The organism is Methylocella tundrae (genome assembly GCF_038024855.1).
In the GTDB taxonomy this organism is placed as follows: domain Bacteria; phylum Pseudomonadota; class Alphaproteobacteria; order Rhizobiales; family Beijerinckiaceae; genus Methylocapsa; species Methylocapsa tundrae.
The window spans coordinates 109,764-133,444 of record NZ_CP139089.1 but is presented as its reverse complement, the minus strand read 5'-3'; the positions used below and the strand labels follow the sequence as shown (position 1 = coordinate 133,444).

The 23,681-nt window shown below is 60.5% G+C and carries 24 protein-coding genes; 5 read left to right on the top strand and 19 right to left on the bottom strand.

Annotation, left to right across the window (positions count from 1 at the left end):
* Window positions 1-2 precede the first annotated feature (2 nt).
* The 4 genes from gor to SIN04_RS03050 all read right to left on the bottom strand — a co-directional run bounded on the left by gor (window position 3) and on the right by SIN04_RS03050 (window position 3,454).
* Entirely contained in the window at window positions 3-1,424 is a 1,422-nt protein-coding gene (gor, locus tag SIN04_RS03065) for a glutathione-disulfide reductase (RefSeq protein ID WP_134486057.1), read from the bottom strand.
* 130 nt (window positions 1,425-1,554) lie between these two features.
* On the bottom strand, window positions 1,555-2,109 hold the full coding sequence (locus SIN04_RS03060; protein WP_174511512.1) for a DUF2059 domain-containing protein: 555 nt from the start codon (window positions 2,107-2,109) through the stop codon (window positions 1,555-1,557).
* Between the two features lie 107 nt (window positions 2,110-2,216).
* Window positions 2,217-2,936: a ribose-5-phosphate isomerase RpiA gene (gene rpiA, locus SIN04_RS03055; RefSeq protein ID WP_134486055.1), complete on the bottom strand. Its 720-nt coding sequence runs from the start codon at window positions 2,934-2,936 to the stop codon at window positions 2,217-2,219.
* A 116-nt stretch (window positions 2,937-3,052) separates the two neighbouring features.
* The gene (locus tag SIN04_RS03050; RefSeq protein WP_134486054.1) at window positions 3,053-3,454 is read right to left on the bottom strand and encodes a hypothetical protein; all 402 of its coding nucleotides are present in this window, start codon (window positions 3,452-3,454) and stop codon (window positions 3,053-3,055) included.
* Between the two features lie 181 nt (window positions 3,455-3,635).
* On the opposite strand from SIN04_RS03050, the gene SIN04_RS03045 reads away from it, so the two are divergent.
* Both SIN04_RS03045 and SIN04_RS03040 read left to right on the top strand, forming a co-directional pair.
* Window positions 3,636-4,334 (top strand): HAD-IA family hydrolase, encoded by a 699-nt coding sequence (locus tag SIN04_RS03045; RefSeq protein WP_174511432.1) that lies wholly within the window; start codon window positions 3,636-3,638, stop codon window positions 4,332-4,334.
* Between the two features lie 159 nt (window positions 4,335-4,493).
* Window positions 4,494-4,652 carry a DUF3309 family protein gene (locus SIN04_RS03040; protein WP_134486053.1) on the top strand — a complete coding sequence of 53 codons (159 nt, stop codon included), beginning with the start codon at window positions 4,494-4,496 and terminating at the stop codon, window positions 4,650-4,652.
* 181 nt (window positions 4,653-4,833) lie between these two features.
* Here SIN04_RS03040 and ettA read toward each other — a convergent pair whose 3' ends face one another.
* Window positions 4,834-6,486, bottom strand: coding sequence for an energy-dependent translational throttle protein EttA (ettA, locus tag SIN04_RS03035; protein ID WP_134486052.1), 1,653 nt, complete (start codon window positions 6,484-6,486; stop codon window positions 4,834-4,836).
* A gap of 368 nt (window positions 6,487-6,854) precedes the next feature.
* Between ettA and SIN04_RS03030 the strand changes: the two genes are divergently transcribed.
* Together SIN04_RS03030 and cynS are read left to right on the top strand one after the other, a co-directional pair.
* Window positions 6,855-8,987 carry a P-loop NTPase fold protein gene (locus SIN04_RS03030; RefSeq protein WP_166795831.1) on the top strand — a complete coding sequence of 711 codons (2,133 nt, stop codon included), beginning with the start codon at window positions 6,855-6,857 and terminating at the stop codon, window positions 8,985-8,987.
* Window positions 8,984-9,466 carry a cyanase gene (gene cynS / locus SIN04_RS03025; protein ID WP_134486050.1) on the top strand — a complete coding sequence of 161 codons (483 nt, stop codon included), beginning with the start codon at window positions 8,984-8,986 and terminating at the stop codon, window positions 9,464-9,466. The genes SIN04_RS03030 and cynS overlap by 4 nt, the downstream gene beginning before the upstream one ends.
* Window positions 9,467-9,531: 65 nt before the next feature.
* On the opposite strand, the gene SIN04_RS03020 is transcribed toward cynS, so the two are convergent.
* The 3 genes from SIN04_RS03020 to SIN04_RS03010 all read right to left on the bottom strand — a co-directional run bounded on the left by SIN04_RS03020 (window position 9,532) and on the right by SIN04_RS03010 (window position 12,908).
* A complete protein-coding gene (locus SIN04_RS03020) occupies window positions 9,532-11,184 on the bottom strand; it encodes an OFA family MFS transporter (protein WP_341264197.1) in 1,653 nt (550 codons plus the stop codon).
* 135 nt (window positions 11,185-11,319) lie between these two features.
* Entirely contained in the window at window positions 11,320-12,528 is a 1,209-nt protein-coding gene (locus tag SIN04_RS03015; protein ID WP_134486049.1) for a cupin domain-containing protein, read from the bottom strand.
* A gap of 149 nt (window positions 12,529-12,677) precedes the next feature.
* Window positions 12,678-12,908, bottom strand: a complete 231-nt coding sequence (locus tag SIN04_RS03010) for a hypothetical protein (protein WP_134486048.1) — start codon at window positions 12,906-12,908, stop codon at window positions 12,678-12,680.
* 211 nt (window positions 12,909-13,119) lie between these two features.
* Here SIN04_RS03010 and SIN04_RS03005 point away from each other — a divergent pair, with 211 nt between their 5' ends.
* The gene (locus tag SIN04_RS03005) at window positions 13,120-13,968 is read left to right on the top strand and encodes a LysR family transcriptional regulator (RefSeq protein WP_134486047.1); all 849 of its coding nucleotides are present in this window, start codon (window positions 13,120-13,122) and stop codon (window positions 13,966-13,968) included.
* A gap of 180 nt (window positions 13,969-14,148) precedes the next feature.
* Here the strand turns inward: SIN04_RS03005 and rpsD are convergent, their stop codons facing one another.
* The 11 genes from rpsD to SIN04_RS02950 form a co-directional block, all read right to left on the bottom strand.
* Window positions 14,149-14,766, bottom strand: coding sequence for a 30S ribosomal protein S4 (rpsD, locus tag SIN04_RS03000; RefSeq protein ID WP_134486046.1), 618 nt, complete (start codon window positions 14,764-14,766; stop codon window positions 14,149-14,151).
* A 336-nt stretch (window positions 14,767-15,102) separates the two neighbouring features.
* The gene (gene arsH / locus SIN04_RS02995) at window positions 15,103-15,810 is read right to left on the bottom strand and encodes an arsenical resistance protein ArsH (protein WP_134492213.1); all 708 of its coding nucleotides are present in this window, start codon (window positions 15,808-15,810) and stop codon (window positions 15,103-15,105) included.
* Complete coding sequence (gene arsB, locus SIN04_RS02990; RefSeq protein ID WP_134486045.1) at window positions 15,803-16,858, bottom strand: ACR3 family arsenite efflux transporter; 1,056 nt, start codon at window positions 16,856-16,858, stop codon at window positions 15,803-15,805. Before arsB ends, arsH begins: the two co-directional genes overlap by 8 nt.
* A gap of 56 nt (window positions 16,859-16,914) precedes the next feature.
* Window positions 16,915-17,340 (bottom strand): arsenate reductase (glutaredoxin), encoded by a 426-nt coding sequence (arsC, locus tag SIN04_RS02985; RefSeq protein ID WP_341264488.1) that lies wholly within the window; start codon window positions 17,338-17,340, stop codon window positions 16,915-16,917.
* Window positions 17,341-17,345: 5 nt separating this feature from the next.
* Window positions 17,346-17,873 (bottom strand): arsenate reductase ArsC, encoded by a 528-nt coding sequence (locus tag SIN04_RS02980; RefSeq protein WP_134486044.1) that lies wholly within the window; start codon window positions 17,871-17,873, stop codon window positions 17,346-17,348.
* A gap of 6 nt (window positions 17,874-17,879) precedes the next feature.
* Window positions 17,880-18,218 (bottom strand): ArsR/SmtB family transcription factor, encoded by a 339-nt coding sequence (locus SIN04_RS02975; RefSeq protein WP_134486043.1) that lies wholly within the window; start codon window positions 18,216-18,218, stop codon window positions 17,880-17,882.
* 46 nt (window positions 18,219-18,264) lie between these two features.
* A complete protein-coding gene (locus tag SIN04_RS02970; RefSeq protein ID WP_134492211.1) occupies window positions 18,265-19,251 on the bottom strand; it encodes an NAD(P)H-quinone oxidoreductase in 987 nt (328 codons plus the stop codon).
* A 203-nt stretch (window positions 19,252-19,454) separates the two neighbouring features.
* On the bottom strand, window positions 19,455-20,207 hold the full coding sequence (locus tag SIN04_RS02965) for a sulfite exporter TauE/SafE family protein (RefSeq protein ID WP_134486042.1): 753 nt from the start codon (window positions 20,205-20,207) through the stop codon (window positions 19,455-19,457).
* A gap of 371 nt (window positions 20,208-20,578) precedes the next feature.
* Entirely contained in the window at window positions 20,579-21,196 is a 618-nt protein-coding gene (locus SIN04_RS02960) for an acyl-homoserine-lactone synthase (protein WP_134486041.1), read from the bottom strand.
* Between the two features lie 287 nt (window positions 21,197-21,483).
* Entirely contained in the window at window positions 21,484-22,221 is a 738-nt protein-coding gene (locus SIN04_RS02955; RefSeq protein ID WP_341264196.1) for a helix-turn-helix transcriptional regulator, read from the bottom strand.
* Between the two features lie 311 nt (window positions 22,222-22,532).
* Complete coding sequence (locus tag SIN04_RS02950; RefSeq protein ID WP_134486039.1) at window positions 22,533-23,267, bottom strand: helix-turn-helix transcriptional regulator; 735 nt, start codon at window positions 23,265-23,267, stop codon at window positions 22,533-22,535.
* Window positions 23,268-23,681: the final 414 nt, after the last annotated feature.

Sequence of the window (23,681 nt, the reverse complement as noted above, 5' to 3'; positions counted from 1 at the left end):
AACTACGCTTCAACGGCGGCGATGGCGTCAGGCGCCTCGGGCCCCATGGTCGCCCGCTCATAACGGGCCGTGCGCGTGCGCATCGTGACAAGCTCCTCGGCGGAGGTCGGGTGCACCGCGATGGTCGCGTCGAAATCGGCTTTTTTCGCGCCGAGCCTGACCGCGATCGCCAGCAGCTGCGCCATTTCGCCCGCGTCGTCGCCAAGGATGTGCACCCCGAGCACCACATCGGTCGCGCCATCGACGACGATCTTCATGCAAACCTTCTCAGCCCGGCCGGAAAGCGTCGCCTTGAGGGGGCGAAAACTCGCCGAATAGATGTCAACGCAATCATAGATGGCGCGCGCTTCGCTTTCGCTGAGGCCGACTGTGCCGATCTCCGGCGTCGTGAAGACCGCGGTTGGAACATTGACATGAATGACCGCGGTCGGCTTGCCGCCGAAAACGGTGTCGGCGAAAGCGTGGCCTTCACGAATGGCGATCGGCGTCAGCGCGAGGCGGTTCGTCACGTCGCCGACCGCATAGATGGAATCAATGCTGGATTTCGAGAAGGCGTCGACCACGACGGCGCCGAGGCCATCGAGTTCGACTCCCGCCGTTTCAAGGCCGAGCCCGGCCGTATGGGGGCGCCGGCCGGTCGCGAGCATCACGTGATCGACGTCGAGATAAATTCCCGAAGTCAGATGGGCGCGAAGGTCGCCGGAGTTCTTTTCGATCCGCGTCGGCAAATGGCTGAAATGAAAATCGACGCCCGCATGGATCAGCGCATCGCGAACGCCGTTACGCAAATCTTCGTCGAAGCCGCGCAAAACATTCTCGCCCCGCGTCGCGATCGCGACCTTGGTTCCAAGCCGTGCGAAAATCGAGGCGAACTCGACCGAAATATAGCCCGCGCCGACGATCAGCAGGCGCCCTGGCAAGGATGGAAGATCAAAGACGTCGTTCGAGGTGATCGCATACTCGCGTCCCGGAATATCAGGGTCGAGCACCGGCGTTCCGCCTGTGGCAATGAGGATTTTTTTGGCGCGCAGCTGGCGGCCGTCCGCCAGAAGGCGCACGGTGTTGGCGTCCTCCACCACGGCCCGGCTGTTGATGGTCAGGACGCCGGCCTTGTCGAGATTGGCGCGATAGATCGCCGACAGCCGCGAGATTTCCTGTTCCTTGCCCGAAACCAGTTTCCGCCAGCTGAAAGACGGGGCAGGAACGGTCCAGCCAAATCCCGCCGCGTCGTCGAAATCATCCTTGAAGCGGCTGGCGTAGACCATCAATTTTTTGGGAACGCAGCCGCGGATGACGCAGGTGCCGCCGATCCGGAACTCCTCCGCGATGGCGACCCTTGCGCCGTAGCCGGCCGCGATCCGCGCGGCCCGGACGCCCCCGGAGCCTGCTCCGATGACAAAGAGATCAACATCGAAATCAGCCATTCTCAGCGCCTCCGTAGGCAAAATCGGCGACAAAAGGTTTTGAAGGACTGTCAAGCTGGCGTTCAGCCCGGGTTTCCGGGCGAGGCTTTGAGCCTGTCGCGCGCCAGAGGCGCTTGTTTCGGCGCGATCCCTAGATGTCGTGACCCTTTTTCTTCATCTCTTCGCGCACGCGGGTCATCATGTCGGTCGAGATCTTGCCCTGCCAGCCCTGCATGGCGGTTACGATATCGGTCAAAATGGCCGGCTGCGCCGCCACATAGTTCTTGCCGGCGGTGCTGTTGAAGAAAGCGACGGCGGCGTTGAGATCCGCCTCGCTCAGACGCTTGGCGAAAATTTGCGCGGCGATATCTGTCATTTCGTCGGCCTGCTTTTCAAATTCTGGCCGAAGATTGGTCAAAACTTCCTTGAGATCCTGAACGATTTCCGGCCGCGTCTGCGAGAGCGAGCTGCCGATCTGGTCCACGAACTGCGGTATGACGACGCCGAACGAGCGCGACATGCCGGATCCGATGACCAGCGCGCGCGCGGCGGCGAGATGAGCCGGAGTGATCGGCGCCGCCGCCGGGGCGGGACTCGCCGGCTGGGCGGGGGCGGGCGCCTTTTGCTGGGCCGCCGCGGGACAGAGCGTCGCCGCGGCCATCAGAGCGAGCCCAAAGCCAAGCATCAACTCATGTCTCGCGATCATCTTGAGCAACCGGCAATCTCCCAAAGCAAGCCTCAATCTCGAGCGGAATTTGCTCTTCCGATGCGTGTTCGGGAGCCGATGGCCCCGCCCATCGCCAGAATTATTCGCTATGGCGCTTCGTCAAGCCGGCCGAAAATCTCGACGCCTTCCGGACCCGCGCTGATGACAGCCTTGGCGACGCCGATGAACAGCCCATGCTCCACGACGCCCGGAATGGCGGAAAGACGCCGCGCCAGCTCATCGGGATCTGGCAGCGCGCCGAAATGGCAGTCGACGATGTAATTTCCATTGTCGCTGATAAAAGCTTTTCCTCCAGCGGTCTGACGCGGCCGGATGCTTCCTGTTGCTCCCGTCGCTTCAGCTGTGGCGCGGATCATGCGGCAGGTCACTTCAAGACCGAAAGGAGTGACCTCGACCGGCAGCGGGAATGCGCCAAGGGTTTTAACCTGCTTCGAGGAATCCGCGATGACGATCATCCGTCGCGAGGCCGTAGCGACGATTTTCTCACGCAGCAGGGCTCCGCCGCCGCCTTTGATGAGCCGCAGGCGCGCATCGAATTCATCGGCGCCATCGACGGTCAGATCGAGTTCCGGCACGGAGTCGATCGTCGCGAGAGGTATAAAGAGTTGTTCCGCCTGAGCTCTCGTCTGTTCTGACGTCGGCACGCAGATTACATCGAGGCCGCCCGCTACCCGCGCGCCGAGCAAATCGACGAAATGCCTCGCCGTCGATCCTGTGCCAAGCCCAAGCCTCATGCCGGGCGCGACCAGTTTCAGGGCCTCGGCGGCGGCAAGGCGCTTTGCGGCGTCGGAACTGAAGGCGCTCATCGGCAAATCTCTGGCCTCGGCCGCGCAAGGCTTTTCGCGAGAGACTGCGGCGTCCCAAGCGGCGTAGTCCTTTGCGCATGTTTCCGTCAAGCTTTGCCTTCAGGCTCGTTCGCGCGTCACCGCGCCTGCGGCGTGCAGACGACGGACTCGTTCAAAACATAGCAAATAGACATCATGCCCGTGCGCAGGTCGACGCGGAACACGCCGCCTTCGCGCTCATGCCGCGAGGCGATCAGCGAATATTCGCTTGAAGCCTGCGGGCCGGCGCCCTCCCCAGACGGATAGCAAAGCGTGACGCCGACGGTTCCTTCCTTCAGCCCATATTGGCATGCGCCGATCTCACCCGTCGCGCGGTCAAGGCGGTAGACTCGGTTCAAATCCGTCTCGGGAGCCGCCAGAAACTCGTAATTCGCGGCGAGGGCGGGCGCGGCGGCGCCCATCGCCGCGGCCAGAGCGGCGGCGAGCCAGCCGCGTTTTGACGCGCACGGTGGTGAAAAAAGAAAATCCAAGACCCGCATATGTGAGCTCCCCGAGCGCCTCTTCACCATTGATTTTGACGCTGTTCTACACCAAATCGCCGGGACATCTAAGGGTTCGCCGCTCACGGCGGCGGCGATATGACCAAAACTGTCGCTTGCCTAAAACCCCGCCTTCCCTAAAGGTTCACGACCATATTTCTTCCGGCTTGAGCAGGAGCCCATGACCCAGTCTCTTTCGCCGCGTCCGCTGCTCGTCTTTGATCTCGACGGCACGCTCGCAGACACCGCCGTCGATCTCGTCTCGACGCTCAACGCCCTTCTCACGCGCGAGGGGCTAGCCGCTATTCCCTTCCAGGACGCCCGCTCCATGGTCGGCGCCGGCGCCAAAGCGCTGCTCCAGCGTGGGCTAAAGGCCAATGGCGTCGAAGTGGACGAGATCAAGCTCGATCAGCTTTTTAGCGATTATCTCCTCCATTACGAGGAGCACATCGCCGACGACAGCGTGCTTTATCCGGGCGTCACCGCGGCGCTTGACCGGTTCGAGGAGGCGGGCTGGAGCTTTGCCGTCTGCACCAACAAGATCGAAGGCCCTTCCGTCCTGCTGCTGACCGCGCTCGGCGTCGCCGAACGGTTCAAGGCGATCTGCGGCAAGGACACATTCGCCGTCAGCAAGCCCGACGGCGGAGCTTTGCTGCACACCATCGCCAAGGCGGGCGGCGACCCGCGCCGGGCCATTATGGTCGGCGACTCCAAAACCGACATTGAAACGGCGCGCAACGCCGAAGTGCCGGTCGTCGCCGTCAATTTCGGCTATACGGACCTGCCCGTCGAGACGTTCAAGCCTGACCGCGTCATCGCTCATTTCGATGAATTATGGGAAGCGGTCGAAGAGCTCAGCGCCGCCTTTCACGTCGCTTGAACGTGGCCGCCCAAGAGAGGGAGCTTCAAAAAAAAGCTTATTTGCGTCCATGCCTTGCACAAACATTTGAACCAAACTCTGCAGTTTGCGTTAAGCTAGCGCCCTCGATGATTGCCTCGTTGGACAAGCGTCAGAAAGCAATCTGGCCGGAGACAAAAAATGAGCACCCTCCTTATCATCATTATTTTGTTGTTAATCTTTGGCGGCGGAGGCGGTTACTACGCGCATAGCCTCTACGGCGGCGCGGGCCTTGGCGGCGTGCTTGGCACGGTTCTTATTATTTTGCTGGTCCTCTGGCTTGTCGGCGCATTGCGCTGAATTCACGGCGCGAAACGCATGATCCCGGTAAGCGCGTTACCGGGATCATCAGCCTCTATTTTATTTTGAAGACACTCGAAAACGATCCCGAAAGATTGCAGACTTTTCGGACCCCTCATTCGTTAAAATAAAGACTTAAGGAACGGAATGCCGTTCCGCTCGAAAGTCCGGCCGCCGCGAGCTACCGCGAGAACTTCTTATATTTCATCCGGTGCGGGATGAGGCTCTCCTGCCCGAGGCGGCGCTTCTTGTCCTCTTCATAGTCCTGGAAATTGCCCTCGAACCATTCGACATGGCTGTCGCCCTCATAGGCGAGAATATGGGTCGCGATCCGGTCGAGGAAGAAGCGGTCATGCGAGATGATGACGGCGCAGCCGGCAAAATCCGTCAGCGCCTCCTCGAGCGCGCGCAAAGTCTCGATGTCGAGATCATTGGTCGGCTCGTCGAGCAGCAGGAGATTGGCGCCTGATTTCAGCATCTTTGCAAGATGCACGCGATTGCGCTCCCCGCCCGAGAGCTGCCCGACCTTTTTCTGCTGGTCCGGCCCCTTGAAGTTGAACGCGCCGGTATAGGCGCGCGAATTGATCTCGCGCTTGCCGAGATAGATCACTTCGGCGCCCTCGGAGATTTCCTCCCAGACGTTTTTCTTCGGGTCGAGCGAATCGCGCGACTGATCGACATAGCCAAGATGCACCGATTCGCCGACCGTCACCGTGCCCTTGTCCGGCTTTTCCTGACCGGTGATCATGCGAAACAGCGTCGTCTTGCCGGCGCCGTTCGGGCCGATGACGCCGACGATGCCGCCAGGCGGCAGCTTGAAGGTGAGATCGTCGATCAGCAGCTTGTCGCCAAAACCCTTCGACAGATGCTCGAAATTGACCACCGTATTGCCAAGCCGCTCGGCCACGGGAATGACGATCTGGCCGGTCACCGCCTGCTTGTCGTTCTGCTTGTTGACAAGATCCTCATAGCGCTGAATGCGGGCTTTCGATTTCGCCTGACGGGCCTTCGGGCTCGACGAAATCCAGCCGGCTTCCGCCTCAATAGCGCGCATGCGCGAGGCGTCCTCGCTCTTTTCCTGCTGCAGGCGCTTTTGCTTCGCTTTCAGCCACGCCGAATAATTGCCCTCGTAAGGGATGCCGCGGCCGCGGTCGAGTTCGAGAATCCAGCCCGTCACATTGTCAAGAAAATAGCGGTCATGGGTGACGATCAGGATCGCGCCAGGATAGGCCCGCAAATGGCCTTCGAGCCAGTTCACCGTCTCGGCGTCGAGATGGTTGGTCGGCTCGTCGAGGAGAAGCAAATCGGGCTGCTCCAGCAGCAGACGGCACAGCGCGACGCGGCGGCGCTCGCCGCCGGAAAGTTTGCTGACCGGCCAGTCGTCCGGCGGGCAGCCCAGCGCATCCATGGCAAGCTCAACCTGCGCGTCGAGATCCCAGAGCCCCTTGGCCTCGATCTCGTCCTGCAGTTTCGTCATTTCATCGGCGGTCTCGTCGGAGTAATTCATCGCGAGATCATTGTAGCGCTCGAGAACGGCCGTTTTCGATGCGACGCCCTGCATGACGTTGCCCCGCACGTCGAGGCCGTCGTCGAGTTGCGGCTCCTGCGGCAGATAGCCGACCTTCGCGCCTTCGGCGACAAAGCCTTCGCCAGTATATTCCTTGTCGATCCCGGCCATGATTTTCAAAAGCGTCGATTTGCCGGCGCCATTGACGCCGAGAACGCCGATCTTGGCGTCCGGATAAAATGACAGATTGACGTTCTCGAGAATCTTCTTGCCGGTGGAGAAGGTCTTGGTCAGACCTTGCATATGATAAATGAATTGCCGCGCCATCAGGGCTCGCATCCGTTGCCAGAGATTAAAGGGTTGGACGCTATGTAAACGCGCAGGGCGCAGGGGTCCAGATAAATGGGGCGCCGCGCGCTTTGGCGACGTCGAAAAAGGAGCGCAAGGGCAAGCTTTGCAAAAAGCATCACGCAAACTTGAGGCGCGCCGCGTCACATTGCCCGCGGATTTCGCCGGATCGCTTGCGCCCGGGCCCGAGCCGGGTCAAGACTTCCTGCGGGGAAGATCCCTGATATTGGAAGTTGCAGGCCTTCGCGATGAAATCCCGCGTTGAAACAACGAGATAGCAAGACTGACCAATTCCGCTCCAAGCGAGGATGGTCTACAATAACTATGCCTCAATAAGGATAAACGCCTTGCCTGACATCGGATTGCGGAACCTCGGAACGATCATTCCCGGCGCGCGTGGCGCGGAGCCCGCGCCAGCCCAGGGAGCCGCCCGCTCGGTCGCGAAGACGGCCGCCGCGCCGGCCCTTGCGGCGGAAGCTGCGCCGCCTGCGGCCGAGGCGCCGATTTTCGCAGCGGACGTCGCGGACGATCCCGCCGCCCTCGCCTCCGACGCGCTGGGGCTCGACGCGCCGCTCAACCTCCTCGCCGAACTCGCGGCGCATCGTCGAACGCAGACGCCCCTCGCGATCGGTCTGCTCGGCCCCTCGGGCTGCGGCAAGAGCGTCGCGCTGAACAAGCTCATTCATGCGATCGAACGCTTGAGCGCGGGCGCGGCGCGCGTCGGCTCAACGCCGTTCCTCGCGAAAGTTTTGACGCTTCGCGTCAACGCCGCCGACCTCGACGGGCATCCCGTTCCGGCGCTCGCAAGCGCCCTTTATGCGCGCCTTGCGATCGAAGCGCCAAACCTTGCCATCGAAGCCAGCCAGGCCGCGCGCGATCCCGCGCTCGCCGCGCGCGAGGCCTTTGAGCGACTCGACGCCGCAAGACGAAAGCTCGAGGCAGAGCGCCGCTCGCTCGAGGAGGCGGAGACTCGCCGAGCGAAGCTGGCCGAGACCGTTCTCTATGAGACGCCGGGATCGCAGGTTGACGCTTACGCGAGCCGCCGGCGCAACCGAATCGCCACGACGATGGCGCGCTTCGGCGTCGCCGGCGATCCTCTGCTGGGCTATAAGGATATGGTGCGCGCCCTTGCCGACAGCCAGGGCGTGTCGCGCACGGGCTTCGCGCTGCAGGCCTTCTGGGGCCTCAAGGGGCAATCGAAACTGATCGTCACGGCGATCGTCTTCGCGCTGATCGGCTTCGGCCTCGGCCTTGCCTTCGATAATCAATCGACCTGGCTCGGATGGCTGCGCACGCAGCCGCAGATGGCGGGCGCGACAGACTGGATCGAGGCTCACGTCGGCTGGCTTCTAACCCTGCGGGGGGCGGCCTTTGTCGCCGCGGCTTTGGCGCTTTTGACCAACATCTGGCGGGGCCTGCGTCTGATCCAGCTCGTGTTTCGCGGCGAAAGCCTGCTTAAGGGCGATCTTTTCGAGCGGCGGCGCGAAAGCGACGCTTTCTTCGGGCATCAGACGCGCCGCGTGCAGGATTTTGCCGCCGAAGTCGATCGTCTCAGCCGCCACGCCGCCGAGGCGGAGCGGCGGGCCGGCGGTCTTCACTCGGCCAATCCGGCGCTGGCTGAACCATCGCCTTTCCAGACGGACGTTTTAAAGCAGCAGGCCCAGCGCTTCATCGCCGCGGTCGGCGCGCTGGTGCAAAAGCGCGGCGCCGCGCAAGGACGATCGGCCGAGACGCCGCAACGCATCGTCGTCGCGATCGACAATCTCGACCTTCTTCCGACATCGCGCGCGCGGGACGTTCTCGTCCATGTCCGCAACCTGCTCGGGCCAGGTTACGTCAGCCTCATTTCCACCGATCCGCTCCGCTTCGGCGCTGGTTCGCCGGACGACGCGCTGGATCTCGATAAATGGATCCAGGCGCCGTTCCAGGTCGGCGAAATATCCGCGCGCCAGGATTACTCCGCGCAAATCCGCGCCATCATTGGAGGCGGCGCCCCGGACGCCAGGGAGTCGAAGCAGCCAGCCACCCTTCCAGACGCGGCGCGCTCCGTGCTCGATGAGCCCTTGACCGACGACGAGGCGCAGCTCCTCACCGCCCTCGCGCCGCTCGCGGGCCCTTCGGCCCGTGCGGTGAAGCGCTTCGTCAATCTGTACCGGCTTCTGCGCGGCGAATGGCGCGATCGGCCCGAGGAGCGCGGCGCGCTGGCCTTTATGCTGGCCCTCGACGCGGGCGGAAGCCCGTCCGACGTCGAGGCCGTCAAAACGGCGCTGCTGGCTCCAGGCGGCGACGCCGCGTTCGATCATTATAAGGTCGGACCCCGGCTTGCTTCGGCGCTCCTCGCTCTTGGCTCCGCGCAGGGACGCCCGAGCATCGACGCCCTGCGCCGCGCCGCCGCCGCGGTTCGAGCGTTCTCATTTCATCCTGCCGACAGGACAGAAGCTTCGAGAAGCCTGCAGACGTCATGGAGCGATCAATCGTGAAGCGCGAAGAACTGACCGAAAAAATCCTCGACATCAAACGCGAGCACAATTGGAGCTGGAAATATATCACCAGCGAGATCGGCGGCGTGTCGGAGATCATCATCGTCGGCGCGCTGCTCGGCCAGATGAAGCTCGTAAAGCCTCTGGCGAGAAAGGCCGCGGCGCTTTTCGGTCTTTCCGAGCTTGAGGAGCGGATGCTGAATGAAGTGCCTCACAGAGGCTCTCCGATGCCTCCGACCGATCCGCTTCTGTATCGCTTCTTTGAAATGGTGATGGTCAACGGTCCGGCATGGAAGGCGCTGATCGAAGAAGAGTTCGGCGACGGCATCATGTCGGCGATCGATTTCGATCTGCAGATTGAGCGGGAGCCGAACCCCAAGGGCGATCGTGTGAAGCTCACCATGTCGGGCAAATTCCTGCCCTACAAATATTATGGCGCCGAACAGGGCGTTCCTGAGCTCGGCTATAAGGAAGACTGAGCGCCGCTGAATTTCAAGGAAGACGGACTGGCATTTTACCGCCAGCCCTCATTCCCCGGACAGGCTTACTGAAACATTTTGGCGGCGCTTTCGAGCGCTTTCCAGACGCCCCAGAGGATCGGAAGTCCGACCAGCGCCCACGGGATCGCCGTCGCCACGCCGAAGCCCCCAACGCCGATGCCGGAAGCGCCCGGCCCTGCCTTCGCAACGGCGCCGCCGGCCGTCGCCCCATGCGCCAGCGGCTCGTCCTTCATGAGCCACTTTTCTTTCACCGGACGAACCAGCGCGTTGCAGACGAGGCCGACCGCCAGGAAACCGGCCAGAATGTACATGGTGCGGTCATAGACCAGCGCCCGGTTGATTCCAGCGGCGATCTGCGCGTCGCGTATATAGCCGATCACCACCGGACCGACGATGCCGGCGGTCGACCAGGCGGTCAGCAAACGCCCGTGGATGGCGCCAACGAACCGCGTGCCAAAAACATCCGCGAGATAGGCTGGCACTGTCGCAAAGCCGCCGCCATACATCGAGAGGATGATGCACATCGATGCAACGAAAAGCGCCTTCGATCCCATATGCGCAAAAGTGGGAGCCAAGGCGTAAAGCACGATGCCGAGACCAAAAAAGGTGAAATAAGTCGTCTTGCGCCCGAGCTTGTCGGAGAGCGAGGCCCAGACGAAACGGCCGCCGATGTTGAATAGAGATAACAGCCCGACGAAGCCGGCGGCGATCGTCGCGACGGCTGCTTTCTGCGCCGTATCCAGAGCCGAGAATCCGACGTCGGGATGACCGATGAGCGAGCCTGCGAAGATTTCCTGCAGCATCGGCGACGCCATCGAAATAACGCCGATGCCGGCCGAGACGTTGAGGCAGAGCACCGCCCAGATGAGCCAGAACTGTGGCGTCTTATGCGCGTCCTTCAGATCGACATTGCCGCTCGTGACAAGCGCGCTCTTATGCTGCGATGGGATCCAGCCCGCGGGCAGCCAGTCTTTCGGCGGAACGCGATAGCCGAAGGCGCCGCACAGCATTGCGACGAGATAGATGCCCCCCATCACCGCCATGGTCTGCCAGACGCCGGCGTCGGTCGGCGACTTGAAGTGGTTGATCAGAATGTTGGCGAGCGGGGAACCAATCAGCGCACCGCCGCCAAAGCCCATGATGGCCATGCCGGTCGCCATGCCGCGCCGGTCCGGGAACCATTTGATCAGAGTGGAAACCGGCGAAATATAGCCAAGTCCAAGACCAATTCCGCCGATGATGCCGAGGCCTAGCCAAAGAAGCCAGAGCTGGTGGATATGGACGGCGTAAGCGCCGATCAGGAAGCCGCCGCCCCAGCAGATCGCGGCGGCGAGACCCGCCTTGCGCGGCCCGGCGCGTTCGAGCCAGCCGCCGAACAAAGCAGCGGACACGCCAAGAACGACAATCCCAACTTCAAAGGTGACGAGGAGATCGCTGATGCGCCAGTCGCAACTCGTCGTGAACAACGCGCTGAAGACGGACATGTCGGGACAGGCGAGCGACTTGTCATGCCCCAGCGCGCGCGACAGCGGCAGCCAGAACACGCTGAGCCCATAGGCCATGCCGATGCAAAGATGAATGGCGAGAGCGGCGGGTGGCACGAGCCACCGGTTGAAGCCGGGTTTGGCAACAGTGTTTTCGCGCGAAAGAAACCCGGCCTTTTCGACGCCGTGTTCCAGATTCAAGGTCGTGCTCACGTCGGTCCTCCCTGACCATTTGCGCCTTTTATTGCGCTGTCGATGCGCATCGTAAGAGAAGGGCGGGCTCGCGACCTGCGAGTCCGCCTCAATCTCAGCCTGGCGTCCGAATTTTAACGCATGGTAGCGAATGGTCTAGACCGGCACAACCGGCGTCTTGCGCTGCGCCAGTTTCTGCAGCGTCGCCACGTCGATGTTGAGATGGGCGGCGACAAGCTCATGCGGCACATTGTTCATCCACGACGCCAGGGAGACGTCGGCGTATTGCGGCGTCGTGAACACTTCGAGGAAGCGCACCGTGTCCTTGCCGATGTTCTGGACATAATGGCCGATCGACTGCGGCACATAGCCGACGTCGCTCGGATGGAACTCCACCGTATTATTGCGGCCTTCGCCATGGAAGACGCCCATGCGCGCCGTGCCGCTGATGTAATATTGCCATTCGTCGGAGAGCGGATGCCAGTGCAGTTCGCGCAGCCCGCCGGGCTCGAGTTCGACCAGCGCGGCCGACATTGTGGTGGCGGGGAAGTTGTTTACGTCGGCGATGCGGACAGAGCCGCCGGCCGACTGGAACACCGGCTTCTGGTCGCCCAGCGGAAACGCATAGGGGTTCGTCACGAAGGGTTGCTGGCTCTGCGCGAGATCATCGGCAAGGCTGCCCGGCACCGGGGCGCCGAAGATCCAGAGATCCTTTTTGGTCGTGTTGTCGAAGGTCGAGGCTGGAACGCCGAAGTTCTTGGCGAGAACCTCTTTTGGCGTGTGATTGAACCAGTCGGTAATCAGAAAGGTGCTGTCTTCCGAGAAATTGCCGTCGTTGAACACGAGAATGAACTCGCATCCGTCAGGCCCCAAACCTTGAATGGAATGCGGCACGCCGCCGGGGAAGAACCAGAGATCGCCTTCCTTGACGTCGGCGACGAAACGTTGCGCGCCGGAATCCACCGCGGTGATCCGGCCGACGCCATAGGTCACGAAGGCCCATTCGGCCGGCACGTGCCAATGCAATTCGCGGACGGCGCCCTTGGGCAGGCGCATGTTGACGCCGGCCATGTTTTTCGAGATCGGGAAATTGCGGACCGTCACCTCGCGCGCCCAGCCGGCGTCGGTATGGCGATTGTGCACCTGCGAGAAGGAATGCCGAAGCATGCCGAGATTGCCGTGATCGGTCGGCAGTCCCTGCCAGTCATAAGGGTTGGTCGCCGCCTGGGCGGGGTCATGCGGGCCCGGATCGCTCATGGCCGCGGCTGAATAGTCTTCGGCCGACGCTCCTGTGGCGGCCGCCGCGGCTACAAGGCCGCCGGCCGCGCCGGTCGCAAGAAGCTTGCGTCGCGAATATAAAGTCATTTTTTGTTCCCTCGTCTTTTCTTGTTGAAGCTTTCAGACTGCAACTGGCTCATTATGGGAGATTGCTTTTACGAGCTGAACGGGGGCGATCGCGATAAGTGCAATAGGGTTTGCTGATAGCCTGGCGCGAGACCTGCGACTGCGAGCCGTCAACCCTTCGCCTCGCCGAGCGGCGACGGCGGGCGCTGCGCCCGCCTGACCCCATACAGCCGCCGACCGATGAAGAGCCAAAGCCCGGTCGCCAACAGCAGAGGAAAAGTCAAGCATTGCACGACAGGCAATCCATATCGCCATTCATGCACGGGCGTATAAATGTAAACGAACTGGCAGGCGGCGATAAAAATATGCGTCGTTGACGTCAGCTTGCGGGAAATCATCATGGCGCGCGGCTTCATTCACTGCCAAGCGCGCGAACGCCGCCGACGCGCCCCGGCTGAAGGACGATCGCCTTGCCGATGTAACATCATCCTGTCCTCCCCTGTCTCTTCTTGTTTCGCCTTTCACAGTGTAAGGCGATCCATTATTCAGTTTGTGTTGCGCAGCTGAACGCGGATAATCGCGATAAGTGCGATGGGTTTTGCCGATAGCCTTATGCTTGATCCAGTATGTTTGCGGACTTTTCTCGTCATTGCGGAGGGCGCGAGCTTCTCCGAAGCGAGCCGTCGCCTTGGCCTTGGCCAACCAACCGTCAGCGAGCATGTTCGCAAGCTCGAAAAAATGGTCGGCCACCGGCTTTTCATCCGCGATACGCACTCCGTGACCATGACGGTCGAAGGCGAGGCGATGGTGGCTTTCGCCCGCAGCATTATTGAAACGAATGAGAGAGCGACGCGCTATTTTGGCGGAGCCAAACTGCGCGGCCGCCTGCGCTTCGGCGCGTCGGAGGATCTCGTTCAGTCCTGGCTGCCCGATATTCTGGCGGGATTCGTCCAGAACCATCCGCTCGTCGATCTCGAATTCACGATCGCGCTGAGCAACACGCTGATCAACCGGTTCGACGCCGGCGAACTCGACCTCGTGCTCTGCAAGCGCTGGCCGGGCGAAGAGCGCGGCGACCTCATCTGGCGCGACAAACTCGTCTGGGTCGGCGCCGAGAAGTCGCCCTCGACGCCAAACGATCAGGTGCAGCTGATCCTTTATCCGCCACCGAGCATCACGCGCTTCATGGCGCTGGCCGCGCTGGAGCGGGTCGGCGCGCCCTGGCGCATCGCCTGCACGAGCGGCAGCCTCAGCGGCCTCGTCGCCGCGACAGAGGCCGGACTAGGCTATATGGCGCATTCGCGAAAGCTGATTCCGAAAGGCCTCGTCGAACGGGCGCCGGTCAACGGCATGCCGATCCTTGGCGATCTTGAATTCGTGATGCTGCGCACGCGCCGCAGTTCACAGGCGCCCGTGGCGGAGCTGAGCGCGGCAATCTGGGCGAAGGGCGAGAAGTTTTGAGGGTGCGAAGCGGAATTCAAGCGTGATCGACGCCAATGGACTCAATCACGCTTTTCCCCGGAGACGGTCCGCACTTTAGAGCAGGATGCGTTCAGACGGAATCACATCCTGCTCTTTTTAAGCTTTTGTTTTAACGCATGATACGGGGCCGAAAAGCCTATAGATTTTCGGCGTCATGCTTTAGCGCGAATAGAACTCGATGACGAGATTTGGCTCCATCAGCACCGGATAGGGCACGTCCGCCGGCAGCGGAATGCGCGTCATCTTGGCGGTCATCTTATTGTGGTCGACTTCGTAATAGTCCGGCACATCGCGTTCGGCGAGTTGCTTCGCCTCGAGGACGATCAGAATCTCACGTGAAGATTCCTTGATCTCGACAACATCGCCGACCTTGACGAGATAGGAAGCGATATTGACGCGCTTGCCATTGACCTTGACGTGGCCGTGATTGACGAACTGGCGCGCGGAGAAAACCGTCGGTACGAATTTCGCGCGATAGATCACCGCATCGAGACGGCGCTCGAGCAGGCCGATCAGATTGTCGCCCGAGTCGCCGCGCAGCCGGATCGCCTCGGCGTAATATTTGCGGAACTGCTTCTCGGAAATATTGCCGTAATAGCCCTTGAGCTTCTGCTTGGCTTTGAGCTGCGTGCCGAAATCCGAGAGCTTGCCTTTGCGCCGCTGCCCATGCTGGCCGGGACCATATTCGCGCCTGTTGACCGGGCTTTTCGGACGGCCCCAGATGTTCTGGCCCATACGGCGGTCGATTTTATATTTTGCTTCTGCGCGCTTTGTCATCGCGTGTCCTCTTAAAAAATCATTGCGCTGGCAATGAGGACACGCGCACGAACGCCAGCGCTTTTTGAAAAAGCGCGGCGCTCAAAAACTCGCGTCCTCCCGCCAACAGGGGGAGGAACGCGCCCTCCTCTGCCCGGTCTTTCACAACCGGGCCGACAGGCTCTTGTCTTCGCCATTCGGACGCCCGGCTGTTCGCCGCGAGGTTCGGAATGGTCTGAAGGAAGCGCCGCGGGTGCGTTTGGGCGGGCCGGAGCCCGCCGCAAAGTTTGCGCGCCCGGAGGCGCGACAAGCGGCGTCAATTAGAGCAGTTTGGCCGGAGCGTCAAGGCCGAGCCGGTCAGATCGCGCCGAGTTTGACACGCGCGGAAAGTTTTTCCGCCTCCTCCTTACGCTCGCTGTAGCGGTTTGTGAGGTAGGATGAAACGTTGCGCGTCAGAAGGGTGAATTTGATCAGCTCCTCCATGACGTCGACGACGCGGTCATAATAGGGCGAGGAGAGCATCCGGCCCGCTTCATCGAATTGCTCGTAGGCCTTGGCGACGGAGGACTGATTCGGAATCGTGATCATCCGCATCCAGCGGCCGAGCACGCGGAGCTGATTGACCGCGTTGAAGGACTGCGACCCCCCGCTCACCTGCATCAGAGCCAGCGTCTTGCCCTGGGTCGGCCGCACGGCGCCGATCGAGAGCGGAATCCAGTCGATCTGCGCCTTCATGACGGCCGTCATGGCGCCGTGCCGCTCCGGCGAGCACCAGACCTGCCCTTCCGACCAGGCGGAAAGCTCGCGCAACTCAACCACTTTCGGATGGGTCTGCGGCGCATCGTCCGGCAAAGGCAATCCGCCTGGATCATAGATGCGGGTTTCGGCGCCGAAAGCTTGCAAAAGACGTTCCGCCTCCTGCGTCAGAAAGCGGCTATAGGACCGCTCCCGCAGCGACCCATAAAGCAAAAGAATACGCGGCGGCCGCGTCTCGAGCCGCGGCAGGAGGCAATCCGTGTCGGGAGCCTCGAACGCAGAGGGCGTAATGTTGGGTAAGTTATCCAATGCGTTCAATCTCTCCTTTTGGCGTCGCGCCAAGCTCGTACCAGCCGCGGCTGGCGTTGACGATAAAGACGAGCGACAACATCGCCGGAACTTCGATCAGCACGCCGACGACGGTCGCCAGCGCGGCGCCCGAATGAAAGCCGAACAGGCTGATGGCGGCCGCAACGGCAAGCTCGAAGAAATTGCTGGCGCCGATCATGGCGGAAGGGCCGGCGACGCAATGCGGCTCCCCGGCGAGCCGGTTCAGGAGATAGGCGAAGCCGGCGTTGAAATAGACCTGCACCAGGATCGGCGCCGCGAGCATGAGAATAATCAGCGGCTCTGCGACGATTTGCTCACCCTGAAACCCGAAAAGCAGGACAAGGGTCGCGAGCAGCGCGGCGAGCGAGAGCGGCTGCAGCAGCGCCAGAACACGTGCGAGCGCCGAGAGGCCGCCGCGCCGCAACAGTGCGCGCCGCGCCATCTGCGCCGCTATGACCGGAATCACAATATAAAGGCCGACTGAAAGGGCGAGCGTATCCCAGGGAACGGCGATCGCCGACAGACCGAGCAGCAGGCCTACCAGAGGCGCGAAAGCGACGACCATGATGACGTCATTCAGCGCCACCTGACTCAAGGTGAAATGCGGCTCGCCCCTGATCAGATTCGACCAGACAAAGACCATCGCGGTACAGGGCGCGGCGGCAAGAAGGATCAGCCCCGCGATATAGGACGCGATCTGATCGGCTGGCAGAAAGGGGCGAAATATATGGCCGATGAACAGCCAGCCGAGCGCCGCCATCGAAAACGGCTTTACCGCCCAATTGATGAACAGCGTTACGCCCATGCCGCGCCAATGCCGACGCACCGCGCCGAGCGCCGCAAAATCGATTTTAAGCAGCATCGGAACGATCATCAGCCAGATCAGCGCCGCGACAGGCAGATTGACTCTCGCGAGCTCCATCACCCCCACGGCGTGAAAAAACCCCGGGCTCAGTTTGCCGAGGACGACGCCCGCGCCGATGCAGGCGCAGACCCACAAAGAAAGGGTGCGTTCAAAGAAGGACATTTCAAATTCTTTCGGTTTCACCAAGCGCTGTCGCGACGCTTCGAGCTGACATAAGGTCAGGCGCTCGCGACATGGCGGCCATGTTCGTCGACGACGCGCTCGCCGTCTTCCTTGAAGAACTCGCCCTGCTGCGCCGGCAGAAGATCGAGCACGAGCTCGGAGGGGCGGCAGAGCTTGACGCCCTTCGGCGATATGACGATCGGCCGGTTAAGCAAAACCGGATGCTTTTCTATCGCGTCGAGCAAGGCCTCGTCGGGAAGCGCAGGATCATCGAGCTTCAGTTCACGAAAAGCCGCCTCCTTCTCTCGCAACAGAGCGCGCAGCGGCTGGCCCGCGCGCGCCGCGAGCTGCCTCACCATCGCGCGCGTCGGGGGCGTTTTGAGATATTCGATGACATGCGGCTCAACCCCCGCGTTGCGGATGAGGCCCAGCACATTGCGCGAAGTGCCGCATTTCGGGTTGTGGTAGATGATCACATCCATCGCCGTCACGCCGCTCCCTGCCGTCTGCTGGTTGCGCCTTCGGTCCGGCCAATGTCCTGCAAACGGCCGCTCAGCGTCAATTTGTCGAGGCTCTTGAAAGGCAGAGCGATGAACAGGGAAATCCGGCGCTGCAGATAGGAATAGGCCATGTCGAACGCCGCCTCCTTTTGAACGTCGGTTCCTTCGACCGAGGCCGGATCTTCGATGCCCCAATGCGCCGTCATCGGCTGGCCCGGCCAAACCGGACAGGTTTCGCCCGCGGCGTTGTCGCAAACCGTGAAGACGAAATCGAGGGCAGGCGCCTCCGGCCGCGCGAATTCCTCCCAGCTTTTCGCGCGGAGGCCCGCCGTCGGAACTTCGAAGCTTTCGAGCGTCCTGATGGCGAATGGATTGACCGAAGCTTTCGGATGGCTGCCCGCTGAAAAAGCGCGAAAGCGTCCTGCTCCGATCTTGTTCAGGATCGCTTCCGCCATGATCGAGCGGGCGCTGTTGCCGGTGCAGAGAAATAGAACGTTGAAGACGCGATCATTCATGACTGATCACTCCTTGGGACAGCAAACAAGGTCGGCCAGCAACGGAGCGCAGCTTTCCGCCCTTGCCCCGCAGCAATCCTCGACGAGAAAGGCCACAAGCCGCTGAATCGCGCCAAGATCGGCGCGATAGATGATCGAGCGGCTCTGGCGTTCGCGGCGAATCAGTCCGGCGCGCGAGAGAACCGCGAAATGCGCCGACAGCGTATTATGCGGCGCGCCGAGACGGTGAGCGATGTCGCCGGCGGAAAGGCCCGCCGGTTCATGCTTCACAAGAAGGCGAAACACATCAAGGCGCGTCGCTTGAGCCAGCGCAGCCAGACTTTCTATCGCCATTTGATTTTCCATGTGTCGATAATAACCGACATATGGAAATATGCAAGAGCGACCGCGCCTACCGGCCCGTCACAAGCAGGATCTTGCCGACATGGGACGATGACTCCATCAACTCATGCGCCTCGCGCGCCTGTTCGAGCGGAAAGGTTGCGTGGATGATCGGCTTGACCTTGCCGTCTTCGAGCAGCGGCCAGACGCTTTCGCGCAAAGCGGCGGCGACTTCGGCCTTTTGCGCTACGGATCGCGCGCGCAGCGTCGAGCCCGTGATGGTGAGGCGGCGCAGCAGCACCGGCCACAGGTTGAAGCCCTCGATTTTTCCGCTCGCGGAGCAGGCGATCTGGACGAGCCGCCCTTCCACCGCAAGGAGTGACAGGTTCTTGGTGAAATAGGAGCCCGCGACCATGTCAAGAACGAGGTCGACGCCGTGCTCTCCCGCGAACGCCTTGGTTTCGGCGACGAAATCCTGCGTCTTGTAGTTGATCGCGAAATCGGCGCCGAGCGTCCGGCAGAACGCGCATTTATCGTCCGATCCCGCGGTCACGATAACCCGCGCGCCGAACGCCTTCGCGAGCTGGATCGCCGTCGTGCCAATGCCGCTGGAGCCGCCATGAACGAGCAAAGTCTCGCCCGCCTTCAGGCGCCCTCGCGTAAACACATTGTCGTATACGGTGAAGAAGGTTTCGGGAACGCCGGCTGCCTCGATGAGACTCAGCGTTTTGGGAACTGGAAGGCAAAGAGGCTCGGCGGCGAGGACGTAATCGGCATAGCCGCCGGAGCCGAGAAGCGCGCAGACCTCGTCACCGGGCTGGAGCGTTTTGACGCCCTCCCCAAGAGCCGCGATGCGGCCGGCGACCTCGAGCCCCGGAACATTGGATTCGCCCGGCGGCGGCGGATAGACGCCTGCCCGCTGCATGCAATCGGGCCGATTGACGCCTGCCGCGACGACCTCGATCAGAACCTGGCCCGCGGCGGGCGCCGGCGCTTCGGCTTCGCCGATTCGGATGACCTCAGGGCCGCCTTCGCCGTCGAAATACACATAACGCATCAGACTCATGCCGCCCGCTTCCTTCAAACTCTAGCCTGTCAATCGCCTTGTCCCGGCGCCGCCGGACGCCCTTTTTTTTTTGTCGAAACGGCTCCAAAGCATGATGCCGAAAAGCTGCAGGTTTTTCGGGCCGGCGTCATGCGGTATCATAAGAGCTTCAAGTGCGGAGCGCGATTCTTCGTGAACGCGTTCTGCTCCGGCTTTTACGCCTTCATGAAGAAATAGACCGTAAGGACAAGGCCGATCACGATAACGAAGCTTTTGACGGCGATGGGCGGAAGGCGCCGCGAGGCATGAATGCCGACATAGCCCCCGATGATCGCAGCGATCGCGGCGACGAACGTCAACTCCCAGTGCACAAGACCGGCAACGATGAAGGTGACGACGGCGGCCGCGTTCATTAGAACGGCGAGCAGAATTTTGAGGCTGTTCATCAGCCAGATGTCGCGCAGGCCGTAGAGCGTCAAGCCGGCCAGCATGAGAATGCCGATGCCGCCGCCAAAATAGCCGCCATAAATGGAAATGAAGCCCTGCGCGACAAAAACGCCGGTGCGGCTCAGCCTGAAGCGTTCGCTGTCGGTACGCAGAAAATTGCCCCCCGCAAACACCAGCGTGGCGAACAGGATGAGCCAGGGAATGATGCGATTGAACAGTGATTCCGGCGTCACAAGGAGCAAAAGACCGCCGATAAGGCCGCCCGTGAGACTGATCGCGGCCAGCACCGGCACGTTGATCCGGTGATCTTTCGACGCGGCGGCGATTCCATCGCGGGCCGAGATGCCCGTCGTGATCTGGCCCGGAAAGAGAGCGACGGTGCTCGAGGCGTTAGCAGCGACCGGCGGCACGCCGGCCGCGATCAGCGCCGGAAGCGTCAAAAACGAGCCTCCGCCAGCCATCGCGTTGATGAAGCCCGCGGCGAAAGAGGCGAGAGCCACCAGCGCGATCGCAATGAACATCTTGAGCCCTCCCTGCCCCGTTGCCGCGTGCCGCCAGCGGAATGCGATTGATAGTGACGAGGCTGGAGGAAAGAGACGTGTTTTCCGCTTCTTCGTCTGACCGGCGGAGCCACCCATCCATAGCTTAACTTACAAGCCGATGCGAAAGCGAGTTCCACGCTGCAAAATGTCGCAGCGTCCGCCGTGTGTGAGCGGCGCTAGCGGTCGCGATGCGGCGCCTGCGCCCGCGGACAATGCGAATGGCGGGTGGCGCGCCCGCCAAAACACGAATCTGTCCGGAAAGACCGCGTCTTTCCGGACAGAAGGGTTTCGATGCCTAAATCTGTGATAACCGCCCGCCCCGTGAGCGGCTTTGGCGTTCTGCCGGCTGCTTATTCCGCCGCTTCGGCTAAAACCTCGACCGGCTTGAGGCCGGTCGCCTCGCGGATCGCGATCTCCATGTCGCGGGAAACGTCGGCGAGGGCAAAATGCACCGCGCCGTGCTCCGCACTCCTGTGACGTCCCAGAATAAAATGTTTGACGCCGCATTTCCGGTAGATGCGTGCATTCGGCGCCTCATAGATACCGGTCAATTGCGAAACGCCGTGTTCGAGACCAAAAAGAAATGTCCCGAGCATCACTTCACAGGCCGCGCGAGAGATTCCATTGCGCTGCATGCGCTGATCTTTCGCGACTGCGAAGCGTGTCGCCTCCCAGATCGTCGGCGAGCGGATCATCAAGCCTGGAAACATATGCTGGAAGGCGCCGCTGGCCATATGATCCGTAACCGTGCTCAGCAGGCGAACCGACCCGGCAAGGCTTCCGTCGGGGCGCAGGCTGACGACATAGACTGTGTCATCCCGGTCATATTCGTCGATTTCGAATTCTCCGTCGACGGCCTTGATGTCCCATTTCTTCTCGTCAATGAAGATTTTTTTGCGCTGGCGAAACATCTCATCGAAGAGTTCGGGATGTTCCTGACGTTCATAGCCAAAAATGTATTTGATCATTTCGGGGGCTCCTTAAATCGTGGATGCCCCAAATTGATGCCTGCCATACGTTAAAGATATTCCCCGAATCGGGGATGGCCGGCATAAGCAGCACAGTTTACACTCAATTTAAGCAACGCTTGCGAGACAGCGTCGAGGAGTGTTGCGCTTTTCGCCGAGCTATCGCCTCGCTAAGCCCTAGCCCGCGCAAGCGAAATTAGCAGGGACCGATCTATATACGGTCCGACCGCGATAATCAATGACAAATGACGACATTTATCAAGTAAAATAATTTGACTGGCGGGAAATTAGCGAATCAAGCCAGCGCGGATCGCTTTGGTGACAGCGTGAACGCGATTGATTGCTTGCAACTTGAAGCGAGCCGAATCGAGATGCGACTTGACCGTCTCGGCCGAAATCCGCATCAAAATCGCGATGTCCTCCAGCGTTTTCCCCTCAGCGGACCATTCGAGCGCTTCAATTTCGCGTTTCGTGACGACGTTTAGGTCGACCGGCAACTCTTTGGCGTGCAACTGAAAGGCGCGCTGATGGACATAATGCGCCACATGCACGAGATCTCGCATGAGCTCGTAACGCCGACCCGACCATTCGGGATCGCTTTCACTCGAGGTCGCAACAAAAAGCGCCCAGTGCGAGTTGGTTGGACCGCGCACAGGAATTGTCAGCCCTTGATGGCCGACGCCCGCATCCTTCGCCTCGCCGAAGAGACGCTGAACCTTTTTGCCCTCTCGTGGAAGCCGCGCCCAATCGACCGGCAGAACAGATCGCGCGCCGACGGTAACGGCAGGGTCTATAAAGGTGTATTTATGGGCCTTATAATGTTTGGTCCAAGCCTCGCTATAGGTCATATGCGCATAGGGATCGAGCACCGATCGGCCAGGAAACGAAGGGCAAAGATAGGCGATATTGGCAAGACCATAATGCTCGCGAATGAAACCGATAAATCCATCGAGCGTTTGATCGGTGAGGTCGGCTTCAAGTTGCAGCATCGTTCGAATATCGACGCCGTCGAGATTCGCCATCATAAACCCTCCATCATCCCCGCTCTCAAATAAAGAGAATCTCTGGCAAATAGTAAAGGCTGGGCCGAAGAGCCAAATATGATTTCGCCGCTGAACCGCTTTGAAATCAGCCTTTAGTCATATGGGAAGAAAGAATTTTGGTGCAATATATCAATCGTCATATGCTCACTTCGCGAGGCATGACGTCTTTGCTTTGACGTTTTCCGACATTGCTCACACTGGTCGTGACCGGCTTGCTTTTTATCTCGACGGCCCGATAGCGATCAATAAATAATATATTACTACCAATTACAAACAAATACCAATGCGATGCGCTACCGAATCAAGCCGGCTCGGATGGCTTTGGTCACGGCGTGAACTCGATTGAGCGCCTGCAGCTTGAAACGCGCCGCATCGAGATGCGCTTTGACCGTCTCAAGAGAAATGCGCATCAAAATAGCGATTTCCGCCGGGCTTTTTCCGTCGGCCGACCACTCGAGAGCTTCGATTTCACGCTTCGTGATGGCGTCGAGATCGATCGGAGCATCCTTGGCGTGCAGGTCATAGGCGCGCCGATGAACATAATAAGCCACATGGACAAGATCTTTCATGAGATCATGACGACGTGCGGACCAGGCTTGTTCATTTTCGTCTGACGCAACGCTGAAAAGCGCCCAGAGGCCATTGACCGGACCACGGACGGGAATGGTCAAGCCCTGGCACTCCGCCCCGCGCTGACCACTGTCGTCGAACAAATGGTGGACGTTTGTTTCGATTCGCGGCAGCCGCGCCCAGTCTATGGGAAGGACCGATCGCGCGCCGCCGCTAAAAAGTGGGTCGACGAGCTCCTTGTAATGATCGAAGGCCTTTTCAATAAAATCGCGACCCTGGCTTCGGGCGATAAATGGACTAGCTTTCGACCTCCCTCGAAACGAGCAACAATAGTATTCTATCCCGGAGAGGTTGTAGTGTTGTCGAATAAACTCAAGAAACGCGTCAAGAGACTGATCGGTTAGATCCGTCTCCAACTGAAGCAGCGTCCGAATATCTACATCATCGAGCCCCTGCACCCGCACGCCTCCGTGTCCTAAAAGTCGCCATTAAGCACACACCCATGACCAATGGCCAGCGAAAACCGCGCCATTCATTCCAGTTGACCGCCGCGCCGTTATTCCTTTCTGAATATGCGACCGGGCGCAAATTTCAACATCGCGACAAAATCGCGGATAATATTTTCTATTCTCTTTATCAATATAACAAACTCAATTAAGGTATCTTAATCTAGATATCGGCCTCCCCGCATTGACTTGCAGAGTTCAATCCTTCGACACAACCTTTGATTGAAAGCCCAAACATCAGGCGCAGGTTTTAGCTGAAGGCGATAATCACAACGCGCTTGCATTGAATTTGACCAGAAGCTATGCCGAAGACTTTACCCATATAGGTGAAGCACTGCAGCATAATTCGTTGTACGGTCTTTCCTG